The organism is Flavobacterium sp. FlaQc-47, assembly GCF_044006475.1.
Taxonomy (GTDB): Bacteria; Bacteroidota; Bacteroidia; order Flavobacteriales; family Flavobacteriaceae; genus Flavobacterium.
Genome location: NZ_JBIPCQ010000009.1, coordinates 64,747 through 88,376 on the forward strand (window position 1 = coordinate 64,747; position 23,630 = coordinate 88,376).

The 23,630-nt window shown below is 32.5% G+C and carries 23 protein-coding genes; 10 read left to right on the forward strand and 13 right to left on the reverse strand.

Going from position 1 to position 23,630, the window contains the following annotated elements; genetic code table 11:
- Position 1: 1 nt before the first annotated feature.
- From ACHRVX_RS22115 to ACHRVX_RS22125, 3 genes are all read right to left on the reverse strand, one after another.
- Positions 2–1,297, reverse strand: a complete 1,296-nt coding sequence (locus ACHRVX_RS22115) for a porin (RefSeq protein WP_395336373.1) — start codon at positions 1,295–1,297, stop codon at positions 2–4.
- A gap of 163 nt (positions 1,298–1,460) precedes the next feature.
- Positions 1,461–2,546: a sensor histidine kinase gene (locus tag ACHRVX_RS22120; RefSeq protein ID WP_395336376.1), complete on the reverse strand. Its 1,086-nt coding sequence runs from the start codon at positions 2,544–2,546 to the stop codon at positions 1,461–1,463.
- A gap of 218 nt (positions 2,547–2,764) precedes the next feature.
- Positions 2,765–3,448, reverse strand: coding sequence for a response regulator transcription factor (locus ACHRVX_RS22125; RefSeq protein ID WP_213299981.1), 684 nt, complete (start codon positions 3,446–3,448; stop codon positions 2,765–2,767).
- Positions 3,449–3,681: 233 nt separating this feature from the next.
- Between ACHRVX_RS22125 and ACHRVX_RS22130 the strand changes: the two genes are divergently transcribed.
- The 4 genes from ACHRVX_RS22130 to ACHRVX_RS22145 all read left to right on the forward strand — a co-directional run bounded on the left by ACHRVX_RS22130 (position 3,682) and on the right by ACHRVX_RS22145 (position 9,473).
- Positions 3,682–6,456 carry a TonB-dependent receptor domain-containing protein gene (locus ACHRVX_RS22130; protein WP_395336378.1) on the forward strand — a complete coding sequence of 925 codons (2,775 nt, stop codon included), beginning with the start codon at positions 3,682–3,684 and terminating at the stop codon, positions 6,454–6,456.
- Between the two features lie 206 nt (positions 6,457–6,662).
- Positions 6,663–7,793, forward strand: coding sequence for a hypothetical protein (locus ACHRVX_RS22135; protein WP_395336380.1), 1,131 nt, complete (start codon positions 6,663–6,665; stop codon positions 7,791–7,793).
- 227 nt (positions 7,794–8,020) lie between these two features.
- A complete protein-coding gene (locus ACHRVX_RS22140) occupies positions 8,021–8,359 on the forward strand; it encodes a T9SS type A sorting domain-containing protein (protein ID WP_395336382.1) in 339 nt (112 codons plus the stop codon).
- Positions 8,360–8,492: 133 nt separating this feature from the next.
- A complete protein-coding gene (locus tag ACHRVX_RS22145; protein ID WP_395336384.1) occupies positions 8,493–9,473 on the forward strand; it encodes an acyl transferase in 981 nt (326 codons plus the stop codon).
- 43 nt (positions 9,474–9,516) lie between these two features.
- Here the strand turns inward: ACHRVX_RS22145 and ACHRVX_RS22150 are convergent, their stop codons facing one another.
- The 4 genes from ACHRVX_RS22150 to tyrS all read right to left on the reverse strand — a co-directional run bounded on the left by ACHRVX_RS22150 (position 9,517) and on the right by tyrS (position 11,797).
- Positions 9,517–9,861, reverse strand: a complete 345-nt coding sequence (locus tag ACHRVX_RS22150; RefSeq protein WP_395336386.1) for a hypothetical protein — start codon at positions 9,859–9,861, stop codon at positions 9,517–9,519.
- Between the two features lie 145 nt (positions 9,862–10,006).
- Positions 10,007–10,261 carry a type II toxin-antitoxin system RelE/ParE family toxin gene (locus ACHRVX_RS22155; protein ID WP_395336388.1) on the reverse strand — a complete coding sequence of 85 codons (255 nt, stop codon included), beginning with the start codon at positions 10,259–10,261 and terminating at the stop codon, positions 10,007–10,009.
- Positions 10,261–10,467, reverse strand: a complete 207-nt coding sequence (locus tag ACHRVX_RS22160) for a hypothetical protein (protein ID WP_395336390.1) — start codon at positions 10,465–10,467, stop codon at positions 10,261–10,263. The genes ACHRVX_RS22155 and ACHRVX_RS22160 overlap by 1 nt, the downstream gene beginning before the upstream one ends.
- Before the next feature lie 34 nt (positions 10,468–10,501).
- On the reverse strand, positions 10,502–11,797 hold the full coding sequence (gene tyrS / locus ACHRVX_RS22165) for a tyrosine--tRNA ligase (protein WP_395336392.1): 1,296 nt from the start codon (positions 11,795–11,797) through the stop codon (positions 10,502–10,504).
- Between the two features lie 166 nt (positions 11,798–11,963).
- On the opposite strand from tyrS, the gene ACHRVX_RS22170 reads away from it, so the two are divergent.
- Both ACHRVX_RS22170 and ACHRVX_RS22175 read left to right on the forward strand, forming a co-directional pair.
- The gene (locus ACHRVX_RS22170; RefSeq protein WP_395336394.1) at positions 11,964–13,193 is read left to right on the forward strand and encodes a tRNA modification GTPase; all 1,230 of its coding nucleotides are present in this window, start codon (positions 11,964–11,966) and stop codon (positions 13,191–13,193) included.
- Between the two features lie 130 nt (positions 13,194–13,323).
- Positions 13,324–14,325 (forward strand): NAD-dependent epimerase/dehydratase family protein, encoded by a 1,002-nt coding sequence (locus ACHRVX_RS22175; protein WP_395336396.1) that lies wholly within the window; start codon positions 13,324–13,326, stop codon positions 14,323–14,325.
- A 1-nt stretch (position 14,326) separates the two neighbouring features.
- Here the strand turns inward: ACHRVX_RS22175 and ACHRVX_RS22180 are convergent, their stop codons facing one another.
- From ACHRVX_RS22180 to ACHRVX_RS22190, 3 genes are read right to left on the reverse strand one after another with little or no spacing between them, the layout of a single operon-like run.
- A complete protein-coding gene (locus tag ACHRVX_RS22180) occupies positions 14,327–14,806 on the reverse strand; it encodes a DUF4296 domain-containing protein (RefSeq protein ID WP_395336398.1) in 480 nt (159 codons plus the stop codon).
- A 9-nt stretch (positions 14,807–14,815) separates the two neighbouring features.
- Positions 14,816–16,156, reverse strand: coding sequence for a dihydroorotase (locus ACHRVX_RS22185; protein WP_394776935.1), 1,341 nt, complete (start codon positions 16,154–16,156; stop codon positions 14,816–14,818).
- Positions 16,157–16,166: 10 nt separating this feature from the next.
- On the reverse strand, positions 16,167–16,892 hold the full coding sequence (locus ACHRVX_RS22190; protein ID WP_395336400.1) for a polyprenol monophosphomannose synthase: 726 nt from the start codon (positions 16,890–16,892) through the stop codon (positions 16,167–16,169).
- A gap of 106 nt (positions 16,893–16,998) precedes the next feature.
- Between ACHRVX_RS22190 and ACHRVX_RS22195 the strand changes: the two genes are divergently transcribed.
- The 3 genes from ACHRVX_RS22195 (at position 16,999) to ACHRVX_RS22205 (ending at position 19,213) form a co-directional block, all read left to right on the forward strand.
- A complete protein-coding gene (locus tag ACHRVX_RS22195) occupies positions 16,999–17,676 on the forward strand; it encodes a DUF4271 domain-containing protein (RefSeq protein WP_395336402.1) in 678 nt (225 codons plus the stop codon).
- A gap of 14 nt (positions 17,677–17,690) precedes the next feature.
- Positions 17,691–18,440 (forward strand): uroporphyrinogen-III synthase, encoded by a 750-nt coding sequence (locus tag ACHRVX_RS22200; RefSeq protein WP_173965978.1) that lies wholly within the window; start codon positions 17,691–17,693, stop codon positions 18,438–18,440.
- Positions 18,441–18,742: 302 nt separating this feature from the next.
- Positions 18,743–19,213, forward strand: coding sequence for an Lrp/AsnC family transcriptional regulator (locus tag ACHRVX_RS22205; protein ID WP_041518480.1), 471 nt, complete (start codon positions 18,743–18,745; stop codon positions 19,211–19,213).
- A gap of 233 nt (positions 19,214–19,446) precedes the next feature.
- On the opposite strand, the gene ACHRVX_RS22210 is transcribed toward ACHRVX_RS22205, so the two are convergent.
- From ACHRVX_RS22210 to ACHRVX_RS22220, 3 genes are all read right to left on the reverse strand, one after another.
- Complete coding sequence (locus ACHRVX_RS22210; RefSeq protein ID WP_395336405.1) at positions 19,447–20,133, reverse strand: zinc metallopeptidase; 687 nt, start codon at positions 20,131–20,133, stop codon at positions 19,447–19,449.
- Positions 20,134–20,230: 97 nt separating this feature from the next.
- On the reverse strand, positions 20,231–20,866 hold the full coding sequence (locus ACHRVX_RS22215; RefSeq protein WP_395336407.1) for a response regulator: 636 nt from the start codon (positions 20,864–20,866) through the stop codon (positions 20,231–20,233).
- A complete protein-coding gene (locus ACHRVX_RS22220; protein WP_395336409.1) occupies positions 20,859–22,865 on the reverse strand; it encodes an ATP-binding protein in 2,007 nt (668 codons plus the stop codon). The genes ACHRVX_RS22215 and ACHRVX_RS22220 overlap by 8 nt, the downstream gene beginning before the upstream one ends.
- A 168-nt stretch (positions 22,866–23,033) precedes the next feature.
- Here ACHRVX_RS22220 and ACHRVX_RS22225 point away from each other — a divergent pair, with 168 nt between their 5' ends.
- Positions 23,034–23,432 carry an MmpS family transport accessory protein gene (locus ACHRVX_RS22225; RefSeq protein WP_395336411.1) on the forward strand — a complete coding sequence of 133 codons (399 nt, stop codon included), beginning with the start codon at positions 23,034–23,036 and terminating at the stop codon, positions 23,430–23,432.
- Positions 23,433–23,630 lie beyond the last annotated feature (198 nt).

A 23,630-nucleotide genomic window follows, 5' to 3' on the forward strand; every position in this document is an offset into this window, starting at 1 on the left:
TTTAGAAGTTAAACTGTGCCTGCAATCGTAACAAATTCCCTTGTTGACGATTGATTGGCAACACGCTGTCTTCAAAAGTACGATCAGCAATTACATATTCTGCAGTAAACTCAAAGGCTTTGAATGGTTGCCATTCTATACCAATTTCGTAATCGCGAACGACGTAACTTCTGGCATCTTTCTCGTATTTTTTCCCTCCGTCATAATATTGAAATTTGGCAAAAGGATAAATATGCTGTTTTTTTATATCTAATTTATAATTGAATATCACATAGCCACCATTTAAATCCGTTTCGTCAACTGTATTGGTTACGGTATTATAACGAGGCCCTGTACCTATATTATATTCGGTTTGAATCCCGAAAGGCCTTGGATACAAAACAAAAGTTGCTCCAACTCTTTGGTCTTTTACATATTGCGGATCATTTACTTTTACTCCTGGTGAAATTTCACCCGTAAAAGCCCATTTTCCTGTATAAGCCTGAATTCCGGGTTCGATAATCTGACTTCCTATTACAAAAGGATATGTTACTCTGGCGACAACATTTAAATCCCTGTTACCATCAAGTTTATTGGCAATTTGTCCGTTGTACACTCCAAAGGCAAAAACGCCAAAATCGCCTGAACCCTTATAACCATCTTTTACTAACATGGCAAAACGCTCTCTGATTTCGGCTGGAGCCCAATAAAAGAATAATCCTAAATCACGCTCATTTAATATCGCACTATTCATGGCGTCGTTACGATCTAAAGCCAATCGTTGTGAACTTGATTGCATATTTTCAAAACCATACGGAATTTTACTTTGCCCCACACGAACGCGATATTCCTTTTTCTTATCAAAAGAAAGATCGAAATACAAGTCACGAATCTGAACAAAATTCTGGATTCCTGTACTTGGTGAACTCGCAAAATCAGGTTGAAAATAAAAGAAAACATTGGGATGAACCTGACCTGAAAATACTAATCGCGCACGGCGGATAAAAAGTCCGTTGTTTGATTTTGCATCGGGTTCTGTAGAAGTTGTTCCCCAGGATTTATCACATTGTTCGCAGGAAACTTTATCATTTGTAGAGAATAAGCCATTGTAACGTATTTGTGCATAACCTCTTAAGGAGATTTTATCATACCAATGTTCTTCGTTGTTAACCCCGGATTTAGTATCAGGTAGTTTTGCTTTGTTGATAGAATCCAAAATACGCATTACTTCGTTTTTTACATCCTGTTTGTTCAAATCCTGAGCAATTGCTGCAAAATTTATCAGCAATAATACGGCAACTAATTTTATTTTTATCATCCTTTCTCTGATTCCCTTAATTATAAGATGCAAAGATGCTTCATCAATGTTAAGAAATCATTAACAAGACGTTACGATAATAAAAATTTAATGTTATGAAGTTTTGCCGTAAATTGCTTAATTGTTAAAACACATTCTTTTATGGTATATTCTAAAAATCTGGTTACAATTTTTTAACCTCAGCTTTCTGTGCCTTAAATGCTTTTTCGAGTGTAAAGGAAAATTCAGAACCAATTCCGAATTCACTTTCTACATATACTTTCTCTTTATGCGCTTCGATAATATGTTTTACGATTGCCAATCCTAGACCAGAACCGCCTTCTGAACGGGTTCCGCTTTTATCAACCCTGTAAAAACGTTCAAAAAGTCTCGGAATATTTTGTTTCTCGACTCCTTCTCCGTTATCACTAATTCTGATTAAGACTTTTTTCTTGGTTAAATTTACAACTCCAACTTCGGTTAAACCGCCGTCTTTACCATATTTCACAGAGTTTACAAGTAAGTTTTCTAAAACTTGCTGGATTCTGTCCTGATCTCCGCGCACGATCACCGATTGTACATTTTTGCTTTCAAATGCTAGTGTGATTTTCTTTTTATCAGCTTTCATTTCTAACAAATCAAACACATTCTGAATCAGTTCAACTATATTAAAATCGGTTATATTTAAATCTAAATCACCTGATTCTAATTTGGTAATCATATCTAAATCTTCAACGATATAAATCAATCGTTCCACTCCTTTTTCGGCACGTTTTAAATATTTCTTTCGGATTGTTTTATCGTCCATTGCGCCATCTAATAAAGTAGAGACATAACCCTGAACGGTAAACAAAGGTGTTTTAAGTTCGTGCGAAACGTTGCCTAAAAACTCTCTGCGGTACTGTTCGCGAATTTCAAGCATTTCGATTTCCAGTTTTTTGTCTGTGGCAAACTTTTTCACTTCGCGTGAAAGTGTTTCCATATCTGTAGTTATGGGCTGATTGATTAATGTTGTAGATTCTAATAAGGAAACCTCATCGTAGATTTTCTTAACCCTTCGATAAATAAAGCGTTCTACACGATATTGTAAAACCAAAAAGGAGAAGATATAAATTGAAATAATGAAGATTATTCCAAAAGCAACCTGATGTTTCAATTGATTTTTATAGAATAAATTCATCAATATCAAAACGAATCCTGTCCCAAAAAGGCTGATGTATAATGCTGATTTGACAGCAAATTTGTATGTTTTTTTAAAATTAATTTTCATTGATTTATTGAACCATTAAATAGATTGTTTTTTTTGCCATATAAGTGATATAAGTTCATTTAAACAAAAGCTAATTATTTAAATAAATAAGAATTTAAAAAGTCCATCTTATCAAAGTTTGAGCTTTGACAAGATGAACTTAGTATAGCATTATAAAAGTACGTTCTATAATTTAAATGAACTTATATCACTTATATGGTTCAAATTTTATCGACTGTTTATACTTCAAATTTATAACCAACTCCTTTGATGGTTTTAAAAAGTTCTTCTCCTATTTTTTCACGCAGTTTTCTAATGTGTACATCAATTGTTCTTCCTCCTACTACCACTTCGTTACCCCAAACTTTATCCAGGATTTCATCTCTTTTGAAAACTTTACCGGGTTTTGAAGCTAATAAATAAAATAATTCGAATTCTTTTCTTGGTAAAGCAATTTCGACATTGCCTTTGATGATCTTGTATTCTTCGCGATTAATCTCGATTCCGCCTACATTTAAGGTATCACTCACAACTTCTTGTTCCTTTAACCTTCTTAACAAAGCCTTTACTTTACTTACCAACAATTTTGGTTTAATTGGTTTTGTGATGTAATCATCTGCACCTGCATCAAAACCAGCCACTTGTGAGTAATCTTCACTTCTTGCCGTCAAGAATGTTATGATAACATTATTTAATTCAGGAATTTTTCTGATGTGTTCGCAAGCTTCCATTCCATCCATTTCGGCCATCATCACATCCATAATAATTAGGTCCGGCAATTCTTTCTGAGCCTTTGCAATAGCTTCTTTTCCGTTTGAAGCTGTTACAATTTGATAGCCTTCCTGAGCAAGGTTATAGCCAACGATTTCTAAGATATCTGGTTCATCGTCAACTAATAAAATCTTGGTTTGTGTTTTTTTCATAAATAGCAAAAATTGAGATTTTTACATCAAATTTTCTTGATTATACATTCGATGTTTTTTATTTCACAGCGTAAATATACTAACAAAATAACCGTTAAAAATTGTGGTTAACGGTAATTTAATCTGGTAACAATTTGATAATCTACAAGACACAAAAACATAACAAGTGCCTAACATGAACTTTACACAGCGTTTCTTTCTTTGCACAAAAATAAATTAAACACAACACTGAAATGAAATTCAATTTAAAATTTCTATTTATCACATTATTTATCTGTACGATTTCGATCGCGCAAACCAAAGGTACGATTTCTGGTTTATTGACCGACAAAGAAACCAATAATGAAGTTTTACCTTTTGCAAATGTTTTACTTAAAGGTACAAATATTAGCGCAAATACTGACATTGACGGAAAATATTCGTTAAGTGTAAATCCGGGAAATTATATTATTATTTTTAGTTTCGTAGGATATGAATCTGTAGAACAGCCGGTAACCGTTAAATCAAACGAAACTATTACTGTTAATCAGGTACTTTCATCAGGAGGTTATACATTAAAAGATGTTGTTGTAAAATCATCAGCAGTAAACAAACAAAAAGAATCAGCATTATTAATGGATCAAAAAAATGCAGTTTCATTTAAAGCTGCAATTGGTGCTGAGGAAATTTCCAGAAAAGGAATCAATGATGTCGCTAATGCTGTAGCTAAAGTTAGTGGGGTATCAAAACAAGATGATTCAGGAAATGTTTTCGTAAGAGGTTTAGGTGACCGTTACAATGTTACTACTTTAAATGGTCTTCCTTTACCATCAAACACTCCGGCTAATAAAAACATTCTTTTAGATATTTTCACAACAAATATTGTCGACAACATTGGGATCAGCAAAACATTTGAAACTCAAAATTATGCTGATTTTGGAGGGGCAAATATTGACATCAGTGCAAAAAAATTCAGTGGCAAACCTTTTGTTAGTTTTTCAATTGGTACAGGTGCAAATACAAACGTTTTGGGTCAGGATCATTTTTACCTACAAGACGGTCCTACATACACTGGATTTAAAAAAGTGGGCGTTCCTAACTCTCCGCTTCAGCCATATAGCTATGCAACAAGCTGGGACAGACAGGAAAACAAGAATGTATTAAATGCTTTTTATACTGTATCTGCTGGTAAAAGATTTAATATAAATGACGAGAGCTCAATTGGTACTTTTGTTACCGGTTCATTTAGTGCAAAAAATAAATATACAGAAGGATACAGCAGAGGAGGAATTACTTCTGACGGAGATATATTTTCTGACTTTAACAGAACAGCTTACAAACACAGCACTACAACAACTGTTATGGGTACTGCTGATTATAAAATCAACAACAAAAACTCGATCTTTTTTACTACTTTATTCTTAAATTCGAGTGATCAGGATTACAGTGAGTACGAAGGAACAAACCAAAATTTTGATGGTGGTGGAGACGCACTTCAACAAACTACTGGTTTTATCAAGCGTGGAACTTTTGAAAGAACTCAATTAATTGTAAACCAATTAACAGGGAAAAACAAATTCAACGATCAGTGGAATCTAAATTGGGGAGTAGGATACAGCATGTCTAACAGCGCAATTCCTGATCGTATGCAAAACTCATTTGTATATGCTCCTAATGCTATAGACTACACTTTTTTCACGAACTCTAATATTAATAATCACCGCTTTTTTCAAGATTTAAAAGAAAATGAAATTGCTGCAAATATTGCATTATCATATAATTTTAACAAAAAAGACGATGACTCCTATAAGGGAAAAGTAACACTGGGTTATTCAGGAAAATTCAAGGATGTAGATTACAACATGGAACAATATTCATTTTTCCCAAACAGAACTACAATTTCTTTTCCTAAAGAAGACATACATCATGTAGATAATTACTTAGATCCTGCACATTGGGGCTCATCTTACTCAAACAGAATTAACCAATTGTACAATGGAAATTTAGATATTAATGCTGCATTTGTGAATGTTCAATACTCTTTAACGGAAAGATTGAGTGTAATATTAGGCGCAAGACTGGAGCAATTAAATCAGAATGTTTTCTACATCACAACTACAGTTCCTGGCGGTGATAGCTCTAATGATTCAAAGTTTAACATTTTACCAAGTTTAATTTCGAAGTATACCTTGAATGATAAACAGAATTTAAAATTCTCTGCAAGCAAAACCTATACACTTCCTCAGTTTAAAGAAAAAGTGCCAATTATTTATGAAGATGTCGCACAAGCATACGAAGGAAACCCTAATTTGTACGCTTCAACAAATTACAACTTCGATTTAGGATGGGAATTTTTTCCGAAAGCAGGGGAGTTAATCTCTGTAACTGCATTTGGAAAAATTATTCAAAACCCAATCAATGAAATGTTCCTTAATTCTTCTTCAAATGATATCTCTTATGCAAATACTGGAGATAAAGGAACTGTAGCAGGAGTTGAAGTAGAATTTAAAAAAGACATTTTTGAAATTGAAAAAAATGACAACCTGAAGACAAAACTTTCGTTTGACGCAAACGGATCCTATTTGTACACCAACCAGGATCTTAGCAACGATAAAGTAAACAGCGAAAATGATTTTGGAGCAAACTTTACTTTTACAGAAAGTAAATTAACGGGAGCTTCTAATTTCCTTGCCAATGCTAACTTATCATTTTTAAATGAATTCAGAGAAGGACAAGATTTCAGTGCAACGGTATCTTACTCTTATTTCTCAGATAAACTAGCTGTAATTGGAACTTCAAGAGTAGGAAATCTGGTTGATAAAGCAGTAAATAAGTTAGACTTTATCGCTAATACAAGTTTGACTAAAAACTTAAAATTAGGCCTTATTTACAACAACATTTTAAACCCGACTTTTAAACGCGTGCAAGAGCAAGGAAAAGTACCAGGAAAAGAATCTGTTGGAGATATTACTGCAAATTCATATAAGGCAGGATCAGATTTTAGACTTACTTTAAATTATACATTCTAAAGTTAAAACCATATTAGAAACTCAAAAGGTGATTAGATAATACTAATCACCTTTTTTTATTAATCAAAAGTCAATGTAAATTTTACATTAAGCATATTTATTTTTTACCCGACATACTTAATGTATTGTTAATACGGTCTTAACTCACCAAAAACATATGTTCATTTACTTTGCCTTAAATAAATAAAACAATAAAACACAACAAAATGAAAAAAAGTTTATTTGCAATGGCTGCAATATTAGGACTTGCTTTAACAAGCTGTAGTTCTGATGACAACAACAAAAATGAAAACACAAGTACTTTCGTTTTAAAAGTTGACGATTTACAAGGAAACATCAATGACGGTGTTGTAACTTTAGACCCTACTAAAACTTATACTTTAACAGGTGGTTTAGTAGTAAAAGGTGGAGCAACTCTAGTTATTCCTGCTGGAACAGTAATCAAGAGTTCTGCTACTGCACTATCTACATCTTTATTTATTGCTGTAGAAAGAAATGCTAAAATCAACATAAATGGTACAGCTGCTAAACCAGTAGTTATGACATCTGGAAAAGCAACTCCTGCTCAAAGTGACTGGGGAGGTTTAATTATCGCAGGTAATGCTAAAGTAAACACTGGAGACAATGGTACTTCTGAAGTAGGTTCTTTAAGCTACGGTGGTAATGATAATGCAGATTCTTCTGGAAACATTAATTTCTTAAGAATTTCTTACACAGGTTCTAAATACACTGCTGAAAAAGAATACAATGGAGTTTCATTCTTCGGAGTAGGTTCAGGAACTGTAGTTTCTGATATCTACACTTTCGAAAGTGGTGATGACGGAATTGAATTCTTCGGAGGAGCAGTAAACGCTTCTAACTTAGTAATTATAAACTCTTATGATGATTCATTAGATTTTGCTGATGGATGGCAAGGTACTGCTACAAACGTTTACATCAAAGGTGTGACTAAAGCAGGTGTTGAAGGATCTACAAACGCAAAAGATCCAAGTGGAGCTGTTCCAATGACTAACGCTAAAATCGTTAATATCTCTATTATTAAAGGTGATGCAGCTTTCACAGCTGACGAAAAAGCAATCAATTACAAAGAAGGTGGTGGAAAACAAGCTTACACAAATTTATTTGTTGCTGACGGAATGCCAAAAGACCTTACTAAATTATCTGCTGATGCTGGTGCAACTGCAAATATAGCTGCTGGTAACTTTACTATCACAAACTATACTTTTGGAGCTTCTGTAACCGCTTTTGATGGTGTTAAATTATCAGGAACAACTACTGGTGCTCTTGGTGCTGGTGCTGGTGCTGACTTACCAACTTGGGCTAATTGGACTAAATAATCCAACAAAAATATTAAATATGAAGCTGCCTGAAATTACTTTCAGGCAGCTTTTTTTTTCGGTAGAATTTGTAATAGTATTGAAATGATTATTTTTCCCGTAATTCATTTCTATTGAACGAGTTCAAATATAAATTGTTAAAAACATCCTAAATTTTTAGGATGTTTTTTTTTGGCGTACTTTTTGTAATTTTTTTTATATATATTTACAGTAATCAAAATAACGCGATGGCAAAAAACTACTTTTATATTACATTCTTATTGGCTTTTTTCTTTACTATAAGTGTTTCGGCACAAGATAGTAAGCAATTACCAAAACCTCAAGATGCAACTACCATTGAGGGTTTAAGCTTGTACCCTAATCCGGTTACAAACGGAAAAGTAAACATTTCGTCTAAAAACGATTTGGAAAAAGAAATCATAATTTTTGATATTCTGGGTAAAAAAATACTTCAAACACATTTAAGTTCTAGAGAATTAAATGTCTCAGATCTTATTCCCGGCGTTTATATCATAAAAATAAGCGAAGAAAATGCTTCTGCAACCAGAAAGCTAATTATTCGATAAAACTAAAAAAGCTCCTTTGGAGCTTTTTTAGTTTTCAGTCTCAGTCACAGTTTTCAGTTTCACTACATTTCAAAAACTGCGACTGAAAACTGTAACTGAAAACTAAAAACAATATCTTTGCACAAAAAAAGTTTTGATCACACCCAACGATATATTCACGATTTCGAGTCAGAAACAATTTGAAAAAACAGCATTAAAAGTGTTTCGTTTTCAGCACGAGAATAACAAAGTATATCGTGATTTCTGCGATTTTCTAAAAGTAAATCCACAACAGGTAAAATCACTGGAACAAATTCCTTTTTTACCTATTCAGTTTTTCAAAAGTCATGATGTTGTCTCAAATAACGATAATGCGCAGGTAACTTTTACCAGCAGCGGAACAACAGGAATGATTACAAGCAGACATATCGTTACTGATGCTTCACTTTATGAAGAAAGTTACCGCAACGGATTTTCTCAATTTTATGGAAACATTGAGGACTATATTGTTTTAGCTCTTTTACCATCCTATTTAGAGCGTGATGGATCTTCACTTATTTACATGGTCGAAGACTTAATAAAACTATCCAATCAGCCTGAAAGCGGATTTTATTTGCACAATCATGACGACCTAATTAAACAACTAACCGCACTAGACGAATCTGGTCAAAATGTTATTTTAATTGGTGTTACTTATGCCTTATTAGATTTAATCGAAAAGTATCAATTCAATCTTCAAAATACCATTATTATGGAAACCGGAGGAATGAAAGGCAAACGCAAAGAAATGATTCGCGAAGAATTGCACGAGATTCTTTGTAAAGGCTTTGGAGTTTCAGCAATTCATTCAGAATATGGCATGACCGAACTTTTGGGACAAGCATATTCTTTAGGCGAAGGTGTTTTCGAATGTCCGTCCTGGATGCACATTTTAGTTCGTGATCCCGAAGATGCGCTCACTTACGTGAAAGATGGAAAAACCGGTGGAATAAACGTTATTGATTTAGCCAACATCAATTCATGCTCTTTTATTGCAACCCAGGATTTAGGCAAAAAAAATCCCAACAACTCTTTCGAGGTGCTGGGACGCTTTGATAATTCGGATATTCGTGGTTGTAATTTGATGGTGTTATAGTTTAATGTTGATTTGTTTAATTGGTGAATCGGACCAGCCACGTTCAGTTTTCCTCTATAACCCCTATACTTTCTATTCCGTCTTTACTGGCTAAATCTCTTTGTTTAAATCCTCTACTCTCTAGAAACTTATAAACACCATAGCATCCAAGTCCACCAAAAAGTGCGAAAATTAAATTTAATCCTGCATCATCGTAATCTCCATCAGCAAGAGAATCAAATCCATTAATGAATCCAAGTGTGATAGCATAAATAAATCCCGAAATAAAAGTCATTCCATAATAAGATACCAATCCAATAAAGAAATATTTCCATTTGTTTTTATTGAACTGAATAGCTAAATCACTGAACGCCTTCCAGATCCAATAGATAAATATAAATCCAAACATAGTTTTTATTATTAAGCAATAAACTTAACAAATAAATCATTTGATTTTATCGTTAACAGAGATTTTCTTTCGCTTTAAAATAAAAAAAAATCCCAACAACTCTTTTGAGGTATTGGGATGTTTTGATATTCCTAATTGTAATTAATCATTCATAAATATCTTTTCTATGCCCTAAATCGATAACATCAATCAAAAGCACCTCATCAAATATTTCGTAAATAACTCTGTAGTCGCCTACTCTAATCCTGTAACCAGATCTTCCTTTTAATTTTTTATATCCTTTCGGTCTTGGATTTTCAGCTAATTCGTAAATATGTTTTTTAATAGCCGAATAATAAGGTTCATTAATCTTAACTAAAACTTTTAAAACTTTATTTCGAAATTCAATATTATATGCCATCACTTCGCCAGTTTTCGCTTTTCTTCAATAATTTTAAAAGCGTCATCTATAGAAATTCTAAAACCATCATCATTTCTTTTAGCTTCATCATACAATTTAACATCCTCTAAATCTTCCAATTTTTCCAGAAGTTTATTGTATTGTTTTATTGGCAACAAAACAGCAGTTCTATTCCCTTTCTCATCTGTTATAAATTGTGTTTTCATAGTCTAAAAATAGGATTCAAGTAAAGTTAAGAAATTACTTTGCTCTAATCACAAAATAATTCTTCCTCCCACTTTGCAATAACACAAACTGATCATTAATCAAATCATTTGCAGTCAATACAAAATCTTCTTTTATCTTCTCTCTGTTCACCGAAATTGAGTTTGCCGTTAACGCACGTCTCGCCTCTCCGTTTGATTTAAAGAAACCCGTTTTTTCGTTTAAAACTGAGATGATATCCAATCCACTTTCTAAATCAGCTTTTGCGATTTCGGCTTGCGGAACTCCATCAAAAACTTCCAAAAAAGTAGCTCCATCCAATTGTTTTAAATCATCGGCAGTTGAATTTCCAAACAAAATATTCGAAGCCTGAATTGCTTTCTCCAATTCTTCTTCTGAATGAACAAAAATCGTAATTTCTTCAGCTAGTTTCTTTTGCAAAACTCTTAAATGCGGAGCCGTTTTATGTTCTTCAATTAAAGCATCAATCGTTTCTTTATCTAAAAAAGTAAAGATTTTAATATATTTTTCAGCATCAACATCTGTTGCATTTACCCAAAATTGGTAAAATTTATATACTGAAGTTTTATCGGCATCCAGCCAGACATTTCCTCCTTCAGATTTTCCGAATTTAGAACCGTCTGCTTTTGTAATCAAAGGCGTTGTCAAGGCAAAAGCTTTAGCTCCTTCTCCACCCATTCTGCGCACTAATTCTGTTCCGGTTGTAATATTACCCCATTGGTCAGAACCTCCCATTTGCAGCACGCAATTGTTGTTTTTATATAAATGATAAAAATCGTATCCTTGAATTAATTGGTAAGTGAACTCTGTAAAAGACATTCCTTCGCCTTCTCCGGCTAATCTCTTTTTAACAGAATCCTTTGCCATCATATAATTTACCGTGATACGTTTTCCAACTTCACGTGCAAAATCAATAAACGAGAATTCTTTCATCCAGTCATAGTTGTTCACCATAACAGGGGCATTTGCATCTTTTGAATTAAAGTCTAAGAAACGGGATAAAACACTTTTGATTCCCGCAACGTTTTTAGCCAGAGTTTCTTCGTTCAGTAAATTTCTTTCATCAGATTTTCCGGATGGATCACCAATCATTCCGGTTGCACCACCAACTAGAGCGATAGCTTTATGTCCCGTTCTGTTTAAGTGAACCAATAAAATAATCTGAACCATACTACCAATATGTAGTGAATCTGCCGTTGGATCAAAACCTATATATGCCGTAGTTACTTCTTTAAGCAATTGTTCTTCCGTTCCTGGCATGCTGTCATGATATAACCCGCGCCACTTTAATTCTTCAACTAGATTCTTCATTTTTAAAATAATTTGTGCAAATATAACGATTGTGAATTGCAATATCAAAAGGCAAATAGCAATCACAATAATAAATATCATTTTAAATATTACTAAAAATAATCTACTTCCAAAATAAAAACGTATTCCTTTTTAGCTATTTTTGGCGCAATCAAAAAGTCACCTCATGAAAAAGCTATTACTTATTGCATTCTTATTTTCTTACACTTTTATCAATGCCCAAATTTCGTTTGAAAAAGGATATTTTATTTCTAATAATGGAACCAGAACTGAGTGTTTTATAAAAAATCTGGAATGGAATTACAATCCAATTGACTTTAAATATAAAATCAACATAGAAGACAGCGATAGTAAAACCGAAACAATTACAAATGTCCAGGAATTTGGAATTGAAAACAACGCGACGTATAAAAGAGCTGAAGTCAAAATTGACATCTCCAACAATAAAATAGAATACATTTCAACAGATAAAAATCCTATATGGAAAGACAAAACGGTCTTTTTAAAAATATTAGTTCAAGGTGATGCTAATTTATATCAATACACAGGAGAGGATGTTTCCCGATTTTTTTACGAAACCAAAGAAAAACCTTTAGAACAACTCATACAAAAAGAATATCTTGTCAATGATGAAAATGGAGCGAAAACCGAAGAAAATAATTTTTACAAACAACAGCTTTATAATTATGTAAAAGGGGAAAACACGACACAGAATGAAATAAAAAGATTAGAATATAAAAAAAATCAATTGATGAAATATTTCTTGGAATATAATAATACTGAGCCTGATGCCATTAAGAAAAAAATAAATAAGGAGACCAAAAACATTTATTTATTTAAAATAATGGCAGGTGTAAGTAATGCATCTTTATCAATAAACAGCAACGAATCTTCTGGATACAGAAATGCAGAATACGACACTAAAATTGGTCCAAAAATTGGCTTTGAGGCTGAATACATACTTCCGTTTAACAAAAATAAATGGAGCTTATTTGTAAATCTTACTTACCAAAAATATGAAGACTCACAAGATTACGGTATTATAAGCGGTATTGATAACGGTGCAGAATTAAAATATTCATCAGAAGTTAAATATTCCGGAATTCAACTCCCAATAGGTTTGCGTCATTATTTCTTCTTAAATAATAATTCAAAAATATTTATAAATGCCGGATATACAGTAGATATCAATGGAAAATTTACATTTAAAAGCAAGCCAACTAATCTTGAGAGTAAAGCAGAAGGTAATTTTATTTTTGGACTTGGTTATAATTTCAAAAATAAATTAAGTGCAGAAATCAGAATGAATACAAATAAAAACCTGTTACGTGATTACGCTGCTTTTACATCTGACTATAGCTCAATTGATTTGATGTTTTCCTATACTATTTTTTAAAGGAGAAGTAAAATTAATAATTTAAAATGTCGAAAATAAAATTACAATATAAATATTGCGTTAAAAAAACCTTTGCAACTTTGAGCCTTTGTAACTTTGCACCTTTAACACAAAAAGTTATCTTTACAAAATGGTATTAGTAACTGGAGGAACAGGTTTAGTAGGCGCACATTTATTGCTTCATTTAATTGAAAATGGAGAAAACGTTCGGGCTATTTACCGCAACCAAAATAATATCCAAAAAACAAAATCGGTTTTTGAACTGTATAAAAAAGAGGATTTGTTCGACAAAATCAATTGGCTTGAAGCCGATATTTTAGATGTTCCCTCGTTAGAAATCGCTTTTATTGATATTGATTACGTTTATCATTCCGCGGCTTTAATTTCATTTGATCCAAAAGATGAAGAATTACTTCGAAAAACCAATATTGAAGGAACAGCTAATATGGTCAATTTTTCTATTGCCAAAGGAATAAACAAATTCTGTTTTGTAAGTTCTATTGCAGCTTTAGGAGATATAGCTCCACATGAAACCTATATTACAGAGGAAACGGACTGGAACCCGGAAAAGCCGCACAGCGATTATGCTATTTCTAAATATGGTGCAGAAATAGAAGTTTGGCGCGGACTTCAGGAAGGTCTTGATGTTATTATTTTAAATCCGGGCGTAATTTTAGGACCAATTCCAACTGCAAAAATCTGTGCGAAAGGAAGTGCCGAACTTTATACAAAAGTGGCTAACGGACTTTCTTTTTACACACTTGGAAGCACAGGATTTATAGTAATAAATGATGTGGTGAAAATTGCGCATGAATTAATGAAAAGTGATATCAAAAACGAACGCTTTACTTTAATTGCTGATAATGTTGTTTTCAGAGACATTCTAAACACAATTGCCGACGCTTTGAAAGCAAAAAGGCCTACTATAAATGCTAAGCCATTATTGATGAATTTTCTCTGGATAGGAGATTTGATTTTCGCTACTTTGTTTTTCCAGAAAAGAAGAATTACTAAAGCGACTGCAAAAGCTTCTTATTCTAAAAATTTGTATTCTAATGAAAAAATAAAAACCGCTCTGGGAACGGTTTTTTTAGATGTGCATCAATATATAAATGACGTATCGAAATTATAAACTACTTGTTTTTTCTGGATTGAATTAACTGTTTAATTGAATCAATATTTACCTCTTGCTTCAAAGGTTTTTTCACAACATCTTTTATAGAATCCTTCGGTTTGTTTTTCTTTTCTTTGGCTGCTTTTTTCTCTTCAATTTTTACAATTGAATCTGTAGCTCTTTGGGCAACAGAAAGTCTTTTACCAATTTCATCAAACATATCCTTGTAGTTCTCATAATCAGTTGCGTAGTACATATTACTTTGTGCAAACTGCAAACTATCAACTTTATATTTTTTTAGAATAAATTTAGTAGGATCAGTTTCAGTAGAGTCGGCTGACAAAGGATGTTGGTATTTCATAGCGTCCAACAGAGACAAATCATACATAATATCAATCATTTTTCCTCTTTCTATAAGTTTTGCAGGCTGTTTGACCAACTCTTTTTTACAACTTACACAAAGAAACAAAACCAGTACTATTACTATAAAATTTTTCATTTCAGTTTTTTATCTATCAAACAATAATCTTTTTCCGTTGCGGATATCTTTCACTTTAAAATTATTATAAACCAATTCACCATTCACAAAAGTGTGGGTAATTCTTGATTTAAACGTATAATTTTCAAAAGGCGACCATCCACATTTTGCCAAAATATTCTCTGGCTTTACGCTCCAGGGCAAACTTGGATTTACAATCACCAAATCAGCAAAATATCCTTCTTTTATAAAGCCTCTTTTTTCTATTTTGAAAATTTTAGCCGGATTGTGACACATTTTCTCCACAATTTTCTCTACTGTAATTTTCCCCTGATGATGCGCCTCAAACATTGCCACAACTGCATGTTGCACAAGTGGTCCGCCAGAAGGAGCATTTAAATACGATTGCATTTTTTCTTCCTTAGTATGCGGCGCATGATCTGTAGCAATTACATCAATACGACCGTCATTTAAAGCATCCCAAAGTGCTTTTCGATCTTTTTCAGTTTTAACAGCAGGATTCCATTTGATGAAATTTCCTTTTGTTTTATAATCTTCATCAGTAAACCAAAGATGGTGTACACAAACCTCAGCAGTAATTTTTTTATCTTCTAACGGAATTTTATTGGTAAACAATTCCATTTCTTTTGCAGTCGAAAGATGAAAAATATGCAAACGGGCTCCTGTTTTTTTCGCCAAAGCCACGGCTTTTGAAGACGAAATATAACAAGCCTCAGCACTACGAATCAAATGGTGCGCCGTTACCGGAACATCATCACCGTATTTCTCTTTAAATTCTGCAAGATTATTTTGAATGGTAGTTTCATCTTCACAATGAACGGCGATTAACATTGGCGTACTTGAAAATATTTTTTCTAAAGTCGCTTCGTTATCCACCAGCATATTTCCTGTTGACGAACCTAGAAAAATCTTGATTCCGGCAACATTTTTTGGATTTGTTTTTAAAACTTCTTCCAGATTATCATTTGTTGCACCCATCATAAACGAATAATTCGCAAATGATTTTACAGCAGCAATTTGGTATTTATCTTCAAGTATTTCCTGAGTAACTGCGTTAGGAACCGTGTTGGGCTGTTCGATGAATGAAGTAATTCCTCCCGCAACCGCAGCTCTCGATTCTGATTCGATATCTCCTTTATGGGTCAATCCAGGCTCTCTAAAATGTACCTGATCATCAATTGCTCCGGGAATTAAATAACTTCCTTCAGCATCAATCACTTTACAATCGGATGTTTTTAAGCTAATGCTGTCTGCAACTTCAACAATTAAATCGTTTTCAATCAGGACATCTCCATCAAAAACAGATCCTTCGTTTACAATTTTCGCATTTTTTATTAAAATCCTATTCATCGTTATGTATTTATAATTTATTGACTAATTTTTTTAATCGAAGTGATATTACACCAAGAATAGCTTCTTTTATAATGGCATTGCTCATTTTTGAAACTCCTTTAGTTCTGTCTGTAAAAATAATTGGAACTTCGGTAATTTCGAATTTAGCACAATAAGTCCTGTACTTCATTTCAATCTGAAAAGCATAACCCACAAATTTTATTTTGTTAAGATTAATTTTTTCCAAAACTTCTCTTTTATAACAAACAAAACCCGCCGTAGCATCGTGAATTTTCATTCCGGTAATAAACTTTACGTAAACCGATGCAAAATAAGACATTAAAACACGGCTCAAAGGCCAGTTTACAACATTTACACCTGTTACATAACGCGAACCTATTGATAAATGTGCTCCGCCAAAATGACAAGCATCAAATAATTTTTCAAGATCATTCGGATTGTGCGAAAAATCAGCATCCATCTCAAAAATGTAATCGTATTGGCGCGCTAAAGCCCATTTAAAACCGTGAACATAAGCAGTTCCTAAACCTGATTTTTTGGCTCTTTGTTCTAAAAATAATCTGTCCGGAAATTCTTCCTGCAACGCAATTACCTTAGCAGCTGTATGATCCGGAGAATTATCATCAATAATTAAAAGATGAAAAGGTTTATGTTGCGAGAGTACAGCTCTAACTATACTTTCTATATTTTCGATTTCGTTATAAGTGGGGATTATGACAATACAATCATTCATTTTTCTGCGTAAATTTCATCGCAAAAGTAAACTTTTTATAGCATTTCATTCATAATAAATTTATAATAAAAGTATTGAAACAAAAAATTACTAATTTTGTATCGTTATGATTGAACAACTTCACCCTCGAATTATCGAAAACAAAGACTGGGCGACACTTTTATTTGTGTTGGCTTTTGCTGTTGTTGCTATGACTAAATCAGCCTATGAAACTCGATTTAGTGAATTTAGCAAGCTTATTTTTTCAGACAAATACGCAAAAATCTATCGTGATAACAATCATTTAAAAAGCAGTTTTACGGTTGGTTTGTTTTTCGTACAGGTTATTTCGTACGCTTTCTTTATTCAGTTGGCGATGCATATTTTTGAATATCCTGCAAAAACCGATAAAACGGATTGGCTATTGTTTATTCAGATTGCTACATTTTTACTTTATTTTATTTTAGCAAAATTTCTAATCGAAAAAATTGTTGCAACTTCATTCAACATTGATGAATTTGCCGATCTTTTTAACTTACAAAAAGTTACATACAGAACTTATATTGGCATTTTAATCCTTCCGGTTAATGCAATTTTGTTTTATTATGACAATATTCCTCAGGTTATACCGCTGGTAATAATCGCTATTTCCCTGTGTATTAGCCTATACTCATATTTTATTTCAATAAAAACATATCAAAACGCAATAATCGGTAAGTTATTTTATTTTATTTTATATCTTTGCGCTCTTGAAATAGCACCTTATTATTTTCTCTATTATTGGATTACAAAAGGGAGTGCTTAGAAAACGTTTATTATATGAAAGTGAAAACAATTTTGGTGTCACAGCCTGAACCTAAAGTGGAAAATTCTCCTTACTTTGAGCTCCAACAAAAACACAAAATAAAAATTGATTTCAGACCATTTATTCATGTGGAAGGGGTTAATGCAAAAGAGATACGATTACAAAAAATCGATCTTAATCATTATACTGCAATAATTTTGACAAGCCGTAATGCGGTGGATCATTTTTTTAGAGTAGCTGATGAAATGCGTTATAAAGTTCCGGAAGGATTGAAATATTTCTGCCAATCTGAAGCTGTTGCATTTTACCTGCAAAAATATGTTGTGTATAGAAAGCGTAAAATTTACGTTGGAGCAAAAGATTTTGCAGATTTATCACCTCTTATTAAAAAGTACAAAGACGAAAAGTTTTTGCTTCCTGCATCTGACCAATTAAATGCCGATGCACCTATAACACTAAACAATCTGAAAGTTGATTGGGCACAAGCTGTTTTTTATAAAACAGTAATGAGTGACTTATCTGATCTTGCTGATGTTTATTATGATGTTTTAGCATTCTTTAGTCCAACGGGAATTAAATCATTGTTTAAAAACTTTCCTGATTTCAAACAAAACGATACCAGAATTGCTGTTTTTGGAAGTACAACTCAAAAAGAAGCTCTTGATCATGGTTTAAGAATTGATATTCTTGCTCCAACTCCTGAAACTCCTTCAATGACAATGGCTTTAGAAAAATACATTAGCGAAGCAAACAAAGGGAAATAATCCTTTTTTTAAATATAAAATATAAAATTCCAAACTCCAACTTTCTTGTTGGGATTTGGAATTTTTTTTTAATCCTGTTTCAATATTTGCAAGAGATATAAATTTTATAAAGAATTAAAAACAGCATGATTATATCAACTGTTGATTATAATAGATAAAATTTAGACGTAAGAAACAATTTGAACTTCAGTTAATCATTTGGAATTTTAAAATATTGTAATTTTTCTTTTTAAAGCATTTTAATTACATTTGATTTATAACTAAAACCAAATAACCAAAATTAGTTTGAAATTACAACTCTTATGAAAATCAACTCCCTTATAATTGAAATTGACGGAATCGACAAAGAAATTCTTCGCTATTTAATGGATGATGCCCGAAAACCTATTTTACAAATCGCTAATAAAATAGGCATTTCCGGAGCTGCGATTCATCAGCGTTTAAAGAAACTCGAACAATCAGGTGTAATTTCAGGTTCTAAATTTACGGTAAACCCAAAAGTATTGGGCTATAATACAATGGCTTTTATTGGCGTTTACCTCGACAAAGCTTCAAGAAACTCTGAAGCCGTAAAAGATTTAAAAAAAATTCCCGAAGTTCTCGAATGTCATTATACAACAGGAAACTGGTCGGTTTTGATAAAAATTATTTGTCGTGACAACGAACATTTGATGCAGCTTTTAAATACTAAAATTCAGGCGATAGAAGGTGTTTCACGAACTGAAACGTTTATTTCCCTGGATCAGCAAATTGACAGACAAATTCAATTATAGAAATCCCGCTTTTTTATACCGAAGCATTGCGAACAAATTTCAATTTATAACGGTTTGTTGTTTTTTATAAATATAATTTAAACTGGACTGAAGTCCAGCTCTACAATATAATGCGTTCCTTTGGAACTGTCTTTGTATTTTTGGGACGGATTTAATCCTTTGCAATTTGTATATAATAAAACCGGATAGTTTTTTATAACTATCCGGTTTGAAATTCTAATAATTTGGATTTTTTAATTTCTTCTGCTTCCGGAATAAATCGAGATATAATATAACAATGTAGCAATTGATCCTATTGCAGCTACTAAATAAGTTCTTGCTGCCCATTTTAGAGCGTCTTTTGCTCCTGCTTGCTCTTCTTGCGTTAACATGTGTTTATTTTCTAACCATGCCAGCGCTCTGTTACTTGCATCGTATTCTACAGGCAAAGTTATGATTGAAAATAAAGTCGTTACTGCAAAAACTACAATTCCAACTAATAACAATTGCGGAAAAGTTCTAATCATCAGGATTCCGGCCAGTAAAATCCATTGCATATAATTTGATGCAACGTTTACAATTGGCACTAATTTAGATCGCATTGTCAACCATTCATAACCTATAGAATGTTGAACGGCGTGACCACATTCATGTGCCGCAACAGCCGCCGCAGCCGCATTACGATGATTATAAACGGCTTCACTTAAATTTACTGTTTTATCTGTAGGATTATAATGATCTGTTAACTGTCCCGGAGTTGAAATCACACGAACGTCAGTGATACCATTATCAGCTAACATTTTTTCGGCAATTTCAGCGCCACTCATTCCGTTTCGTAATTGTAATTTCGAGTATAATTCAAATTTACTTTTGAGCTTTGAACTCACCATCCAACTAAACAACATAATTGCTCCTGCCAGAATTAAATATCCACTTCCCATATTATAATTTTTATTTGATTGATTATTAAAGTTACAAAACAAACTGCAATTTATGAACCAATTTCAAAAAATGTCAATTTGGCATTTTAAAATCCAATTAATTTAAAAGATTATTCTTGATAAGAAATGTTATTAATTCGGCAACATTCTTCGTTTTATACTTTTGTAAAATATTACGGCGATGCGTTTGAACGGTTAGAAAACTAAGAAACAATTCATCAGCAATTTCCTGAGTCGATTTACCTTTTGAAAGCAACAAAGTAATATCTTTTTCTCTTCGGCTCAGACTAGGAATATGCTCTAAATCTTCAGATAACGGCTGACTTACAATTGTACTTACCTCATCGCTAAATACAATTTCACCATCAATTGCTTTATTAATACAACGCTTAAACTCTTCAAAAGAAGCACTTTTCAAAATATAACCATTTCCACCATTATGAATAAATTGCATTACCAGACTTCGTTCAGACTGACTGCTCATTCCAATAATGATGATTTGCGGATATTTTTGCTTGATTGTTTTACAAAGATCTACGCCATTAATTACAGGTAGAAAAATATCCATTAAAATTAAATCGACTTGATTTTCCTCGATATAATCTACAAGTTTTACGCCGGATTCTAACTTACCAACGATCTCAACAGTTTCTAAATCTGATAATAATCCTGAAATTCCCGAAATCACAATAGGATGATCGTCTACAATTATTGTTTTATATATTTTATCCATTCGATGTTGTCTCGTTTTTTACTTTTAATTCGATATATGTAGAAGTTCCTTTGTTTGGTGCACTTTCGATTTCTAATTTTCCTTTGAGAAATTCCACGCGATTTTTTATATTTCGCAATCCCATTCCGCTATTATTTTTATCGGAAACATCAAAACCAATTCCGTTATCTTCGACTGTAATAAAAAAAGTATCTTTATTTTGAGAACATGAAACCAAAATTTGTGTTGCTTCGGCATATTTTAAAGCATTATTCAATAATTCCTGAATAATCCTGTAAATCACAATTTCATAGTTTTTTGGTAAATTTGGTTTTTGGATTAAATACTGAAATTCAATTGTAGTTTTTGCATTTGAATTTGCCATACATACATCTCGTAATGCATGTTCTAAACTTAATTTCAGCAAACTTTCGGGCATTAAATTCTGCGAAATATTTCTCAATTCCTTAATTGAATTATCCAGCAAAGTATTTATTTCTGCAGGACTTAATGCATTCTCTTTTTCCGCCAGTTTCAAATGAATTTTTAATCCTGACAGCATACTTCCCAATCCATCATGTAAATCCCTTGCTATTCTTTTTCGCTCGACTTCTTCACCTTCAATCAAGGCGTTCGTGACTGATAATTTTTGCTGATTTTCGAGCGCGGTTAATTCCTGTTCGTGATTAATTTCTTTTTGAACGCTTAACTTTTTTTCATTCTTGTTCAATATCCACAAAAACAGTACGATTAAAAACAGAAGAACTGATAATACCGCGAACAAAATAGAATTCAACCGATTATTATTCAACATCAATGCTGCATTTTCATTTTGTGACTGAAGCATCGTGATTTTTTTTTCATTTTCAGCTTTTTTATATTTCGCTTCGAGTTCTACAATCTCGCTTTTAAATTTAGTATCGTTTAAACTATCATTAATTACATTGTATTTGTTGGCATAAAAATACGCCTTGTCATAATTTCTGGTGGCATTATATACTTTAGACAACTCATTATAATAGTTTTTCTGATCTACAACAAATGGTGTTTTCTCCAAAAGATATTCCAGATTATCTTTGGCTCTGTCATATTTTTTCAATTTAAAAAGCACTTCATATTCAGCAAACTTTAATCGGTTTAATGCAATTTGATTTAGATGCTTTTCTGCTGATTTAATTCCTTTTTCAAAACTTTCCGAAGCTCTTTCATGTTTGTTTTGCTTGGCATAATATATTCCTTCTGAATAAAAATAAGAATCATTTAAATTCGATTCAGGATGATTTTCTAATTTAGAAAATGCTTTATCCAAAACTTTCTTTGCATCATAAAACTGCTTTAATTCAACCAAATTTTCGGCATTAATAATATAAGTTTCAATTTTAGATTCTATAAGCGTGGGAGATTTTTTGGTGGCAACTTCAATATAATATTGTGCATCATGCAAATATTCACTGGCTTTTTCGCGCTCATTATTATTCATAAAAATAATAGCGACAGCTTTGTATAAACCGCTTATTAACTCATAATCGCCACTTTTTTTAGCAATAGGAATCGCTTCATTTACTAATATTTTCATGTAGCCTTTTTCATTATTACGTCTTTGCTGCATGATTCCATAATTCTGAAGTATGATGGCACGCAATCTGTACCCTTCGGTATTATTGTATTTCTTTAGTTTATTATTGGCATCAAGAAGTGTTTTTTCAAAACCCTCAGCATCTCCCTTTTCAAGAAAACTATATGAATTGTAATAGATCGCCAAATCATTTAAAAACGGAAACTTAGTTTTTAATCTATTGGCTTGCTGTAAATATTCTTTTGATTTTTTAACATCCTGAATCATCAGGTATAATTTTGACAATCGAAAACTATAAATACATTTGACACTATCAGAATGCGCATTTTTAGTAATTTTTGCAATACTGTCTATATAAACCCTGTCGTCATCCAGAGACAGAATAACCTGCGAGTAGGTAATGGCAGAAAAAAACAAAATCAGTAATAGGTAAATCTTCTTCATGAAATGTGGTTTCCCTCAAATTTATTAAATTTTAAAGTATTCCAATAAAAACCACCTCTTTTTACCTGATATCAGGTAGTACAAATTACACTTTATCAGGTATTGACCTTTCGTTAATAAGCGTTTAATTTTGTTCAATAACGAATATTAATTATTAAAAATTTTATTATGAAATCAATTTTGAAAACTTTGGCGATTGTATTAACCCTTGCTTTTACAGTAGGATCTTGCAGCAGCGACAACGATAACAACTCAGGTTCAAGCTCAAGAGACATCAAGTATGAAGTAACCGGAAATTACACTGGAAAACTTAGCACTACTTATACTGAATCAGGAAATGGCGGGCAAAGCGCTGACATTAATTCATTACCGTGGAGTAAAGAATTTACAGCAAGCGCGGATACTTATGGAGCAGGAATAACGGTAAGTGGTTATGGCGGTGTTGTAGATCAAACCGTGACTGTTAAAATCATTGTAGGCGGAAAAGTGCAAAAAGAAACTACTGCAAAAGCAACGAGCGACGGAATTATTGTCGCTATACCGGGTTCTTTTGTATTTGGACAATAAAAAATACATGTAAATTGTTTGCATAGATTATTACAATTTATCTTCAGGACGATCTTACAAAACAAAAAATCCAAATTCCAATGTTTGTCACTGGAATTTGGATTTTTTAATAACAGATAGTTACACGTGAAATGCACTGCCGTTCGCCTTTACCATTTTGCCACGAATTACACAGATTTTCACAAATTCAATTCGCGT

What these genes read in the sequence shown, in the direction of transcription:
- ACHRVX_RS22115 (WP_395336373.1), bottom strand. Translation starts at nt 1,297, where the DNA reads ATGATAAAAATAAAATTAGTTGCCGTATTATTGCTGATAAATTTTGCA.
- ACHRVX_RS22120 (WP_395336376.1), bottom strand. Translation starts at nt 2,546, where the DNA reads ATGAAAATTAATTTTAAAAAAACATACAAATTTGCTGTCAAATCAGCA.
- ACHRVX_RS22125 (WP_213299981.1), bottom strand. Translation starts at nt 3,448, where the DNA reads ATGAAAAAAACACAAACCAAGATTTTATTAGTTGACGATGAACCAGAT.
- ACHRVX_RS22130 (WP_395336378.1), top strand. Translation starts at nt 3,682, where the DNA reads ATGAAATTCAATTTAAAATTTCTATTTATCACATTATTTATCTGTACG.
- ACHRVX_RS22135 (WP_395336380.1), top strand. Translation starts at nt 6,663, where the DNA reads ATGAAAAAAAGTTTATTTGCAATGGCTGCAATATTAGGACTTGCTTTA.
- ACHRVX_RS22140 (WP_395336382.1), top strand. Translation starts at nt 8,021, where the DNA reads ATGGCAAAAAACTACTTTTATATTACATTCTTATTGGCTTTTTTCTTT.
- ACHRVX_RS22150 (WP_395336386.1), bottom strand. Translation starts at nt 9,861, where the DNA reads ATGTTTGGATTTATATTTATCTATTGGATCTGGAAGGCGTTCAGTGAT.
- ACHRVX_RS22155 (WP_395336388.1), bottom strand. Translation starts at nt 10,261, where the DNA reads ATGGCATATAATATTGAATTTCGAAATAAAGTTTTAAAAGTTTTAGTT.
- ACHRVX_RS22160 (WP_395336390.1), bottom strand. Translation starts at nt 10,467, where the DNA reads ATGAAAACACAATTTATAACAGATGAGAAAGGGAATAGAACTGCTGTT.
- tyrS (WP_395336392.1), bottom strand. Translation starts at nt 11,797, where the DNA reads ATGAAGAATCTAGTTGAAGAATTAAAGTGGCGCGGGTTATATCATGAC.
- ACHRVX_RS22170 (WP_395336394.1), top strand. Translation starts at nt 11,964, where the DNA reads ATGAAAAAGCTATTACTTATTGCATTCTTATTTTCTTACACTTTTATC.
- ACHRVX_RS22175 (WP_395336396.1), top strand. Translation starts at nt 13,324, where the DNA reads ATGGTATTAGTAACTGGAGGAACAGGTTTAGTAGGCGCACATTTATTG.
- ACHRVX_RS22180 (WP_395336398.1), bottom strand. Translation starts at nt 14,806, where the DNA reads ATGAAAAATTTTATAGTAATAGTACTGGTTTTGTTTCTTTGTGTAAGT.
- ACHRVX_RS22185 (WP_394776935.1), bottom strand. Translation starts at nt 16,156, where the DNA reads ATGAATAGGATTTTAATAAAAAATGCGAAAATTGTAAACGAAGGATCT.
- ACHRVX_RS22190 (WP_395336400.1), bottom strand. Translation starts at nt 16,892, where the DNA reads ATGAATGATTGTATTGTCATAATCCCCACTTATAACGAAATCGAAAAT.
- ACHRVX_RS22195 (WP_395336402.1), top strand. Translation starts at nt 16,999, where the DNA reads ATGATTGAACAACTTCACCCTCGAATTATCGAAAACAAAGACTGGGCG.
- ACHRVX_RS22200 (WP_173965978.1), top strand. Translation starts at nt 17,691, where the DNA reads ATGAAAGTGAAAACAATTTTGGTGTCACAGCCTGAACCTAAAGTGGAA.
- ACHRVX_RS22205 (WP_041518480.1), top strand. Translation starts at nt 18,743, where the DNA reads ATGAAAATCAACTCCCTTATAATTGAAATTGACGGAATCGACAAAGAA.
- ACHRVX_RS22210 (WP_395336405.1), bottom strand. Translation starts at nt 20,133, where the DNA reads ATGGGAAGTGGATATTTAATTCTGGCAGGAGCAATTATGTTGTTTAGT.
- ACHRVX_RS22215 (WP_395336407.1), bottom strand. Translation starts at nt 20,866, where the DNA reads ATGGATAAAATATATAAAACAATAATTGTAGACGATCATCCTATTGTG.
- ACHRVX_RS22220 (WP_395336409.1), bottom strand. Translation starts at nt 22,865, where the DNA reads ATGAAGAAGATTTACCTATTACTGATTTTGTTTTTTTCTGCCATTACC.
- ACHRVX_RS22225 (WP_395336411.1), top strand. Translation starts at nt 23,034, where the DNA reads ATGAAATCAATTTTGAAAACTTTGGCGATTGTATTAACCCTTGCTTTT.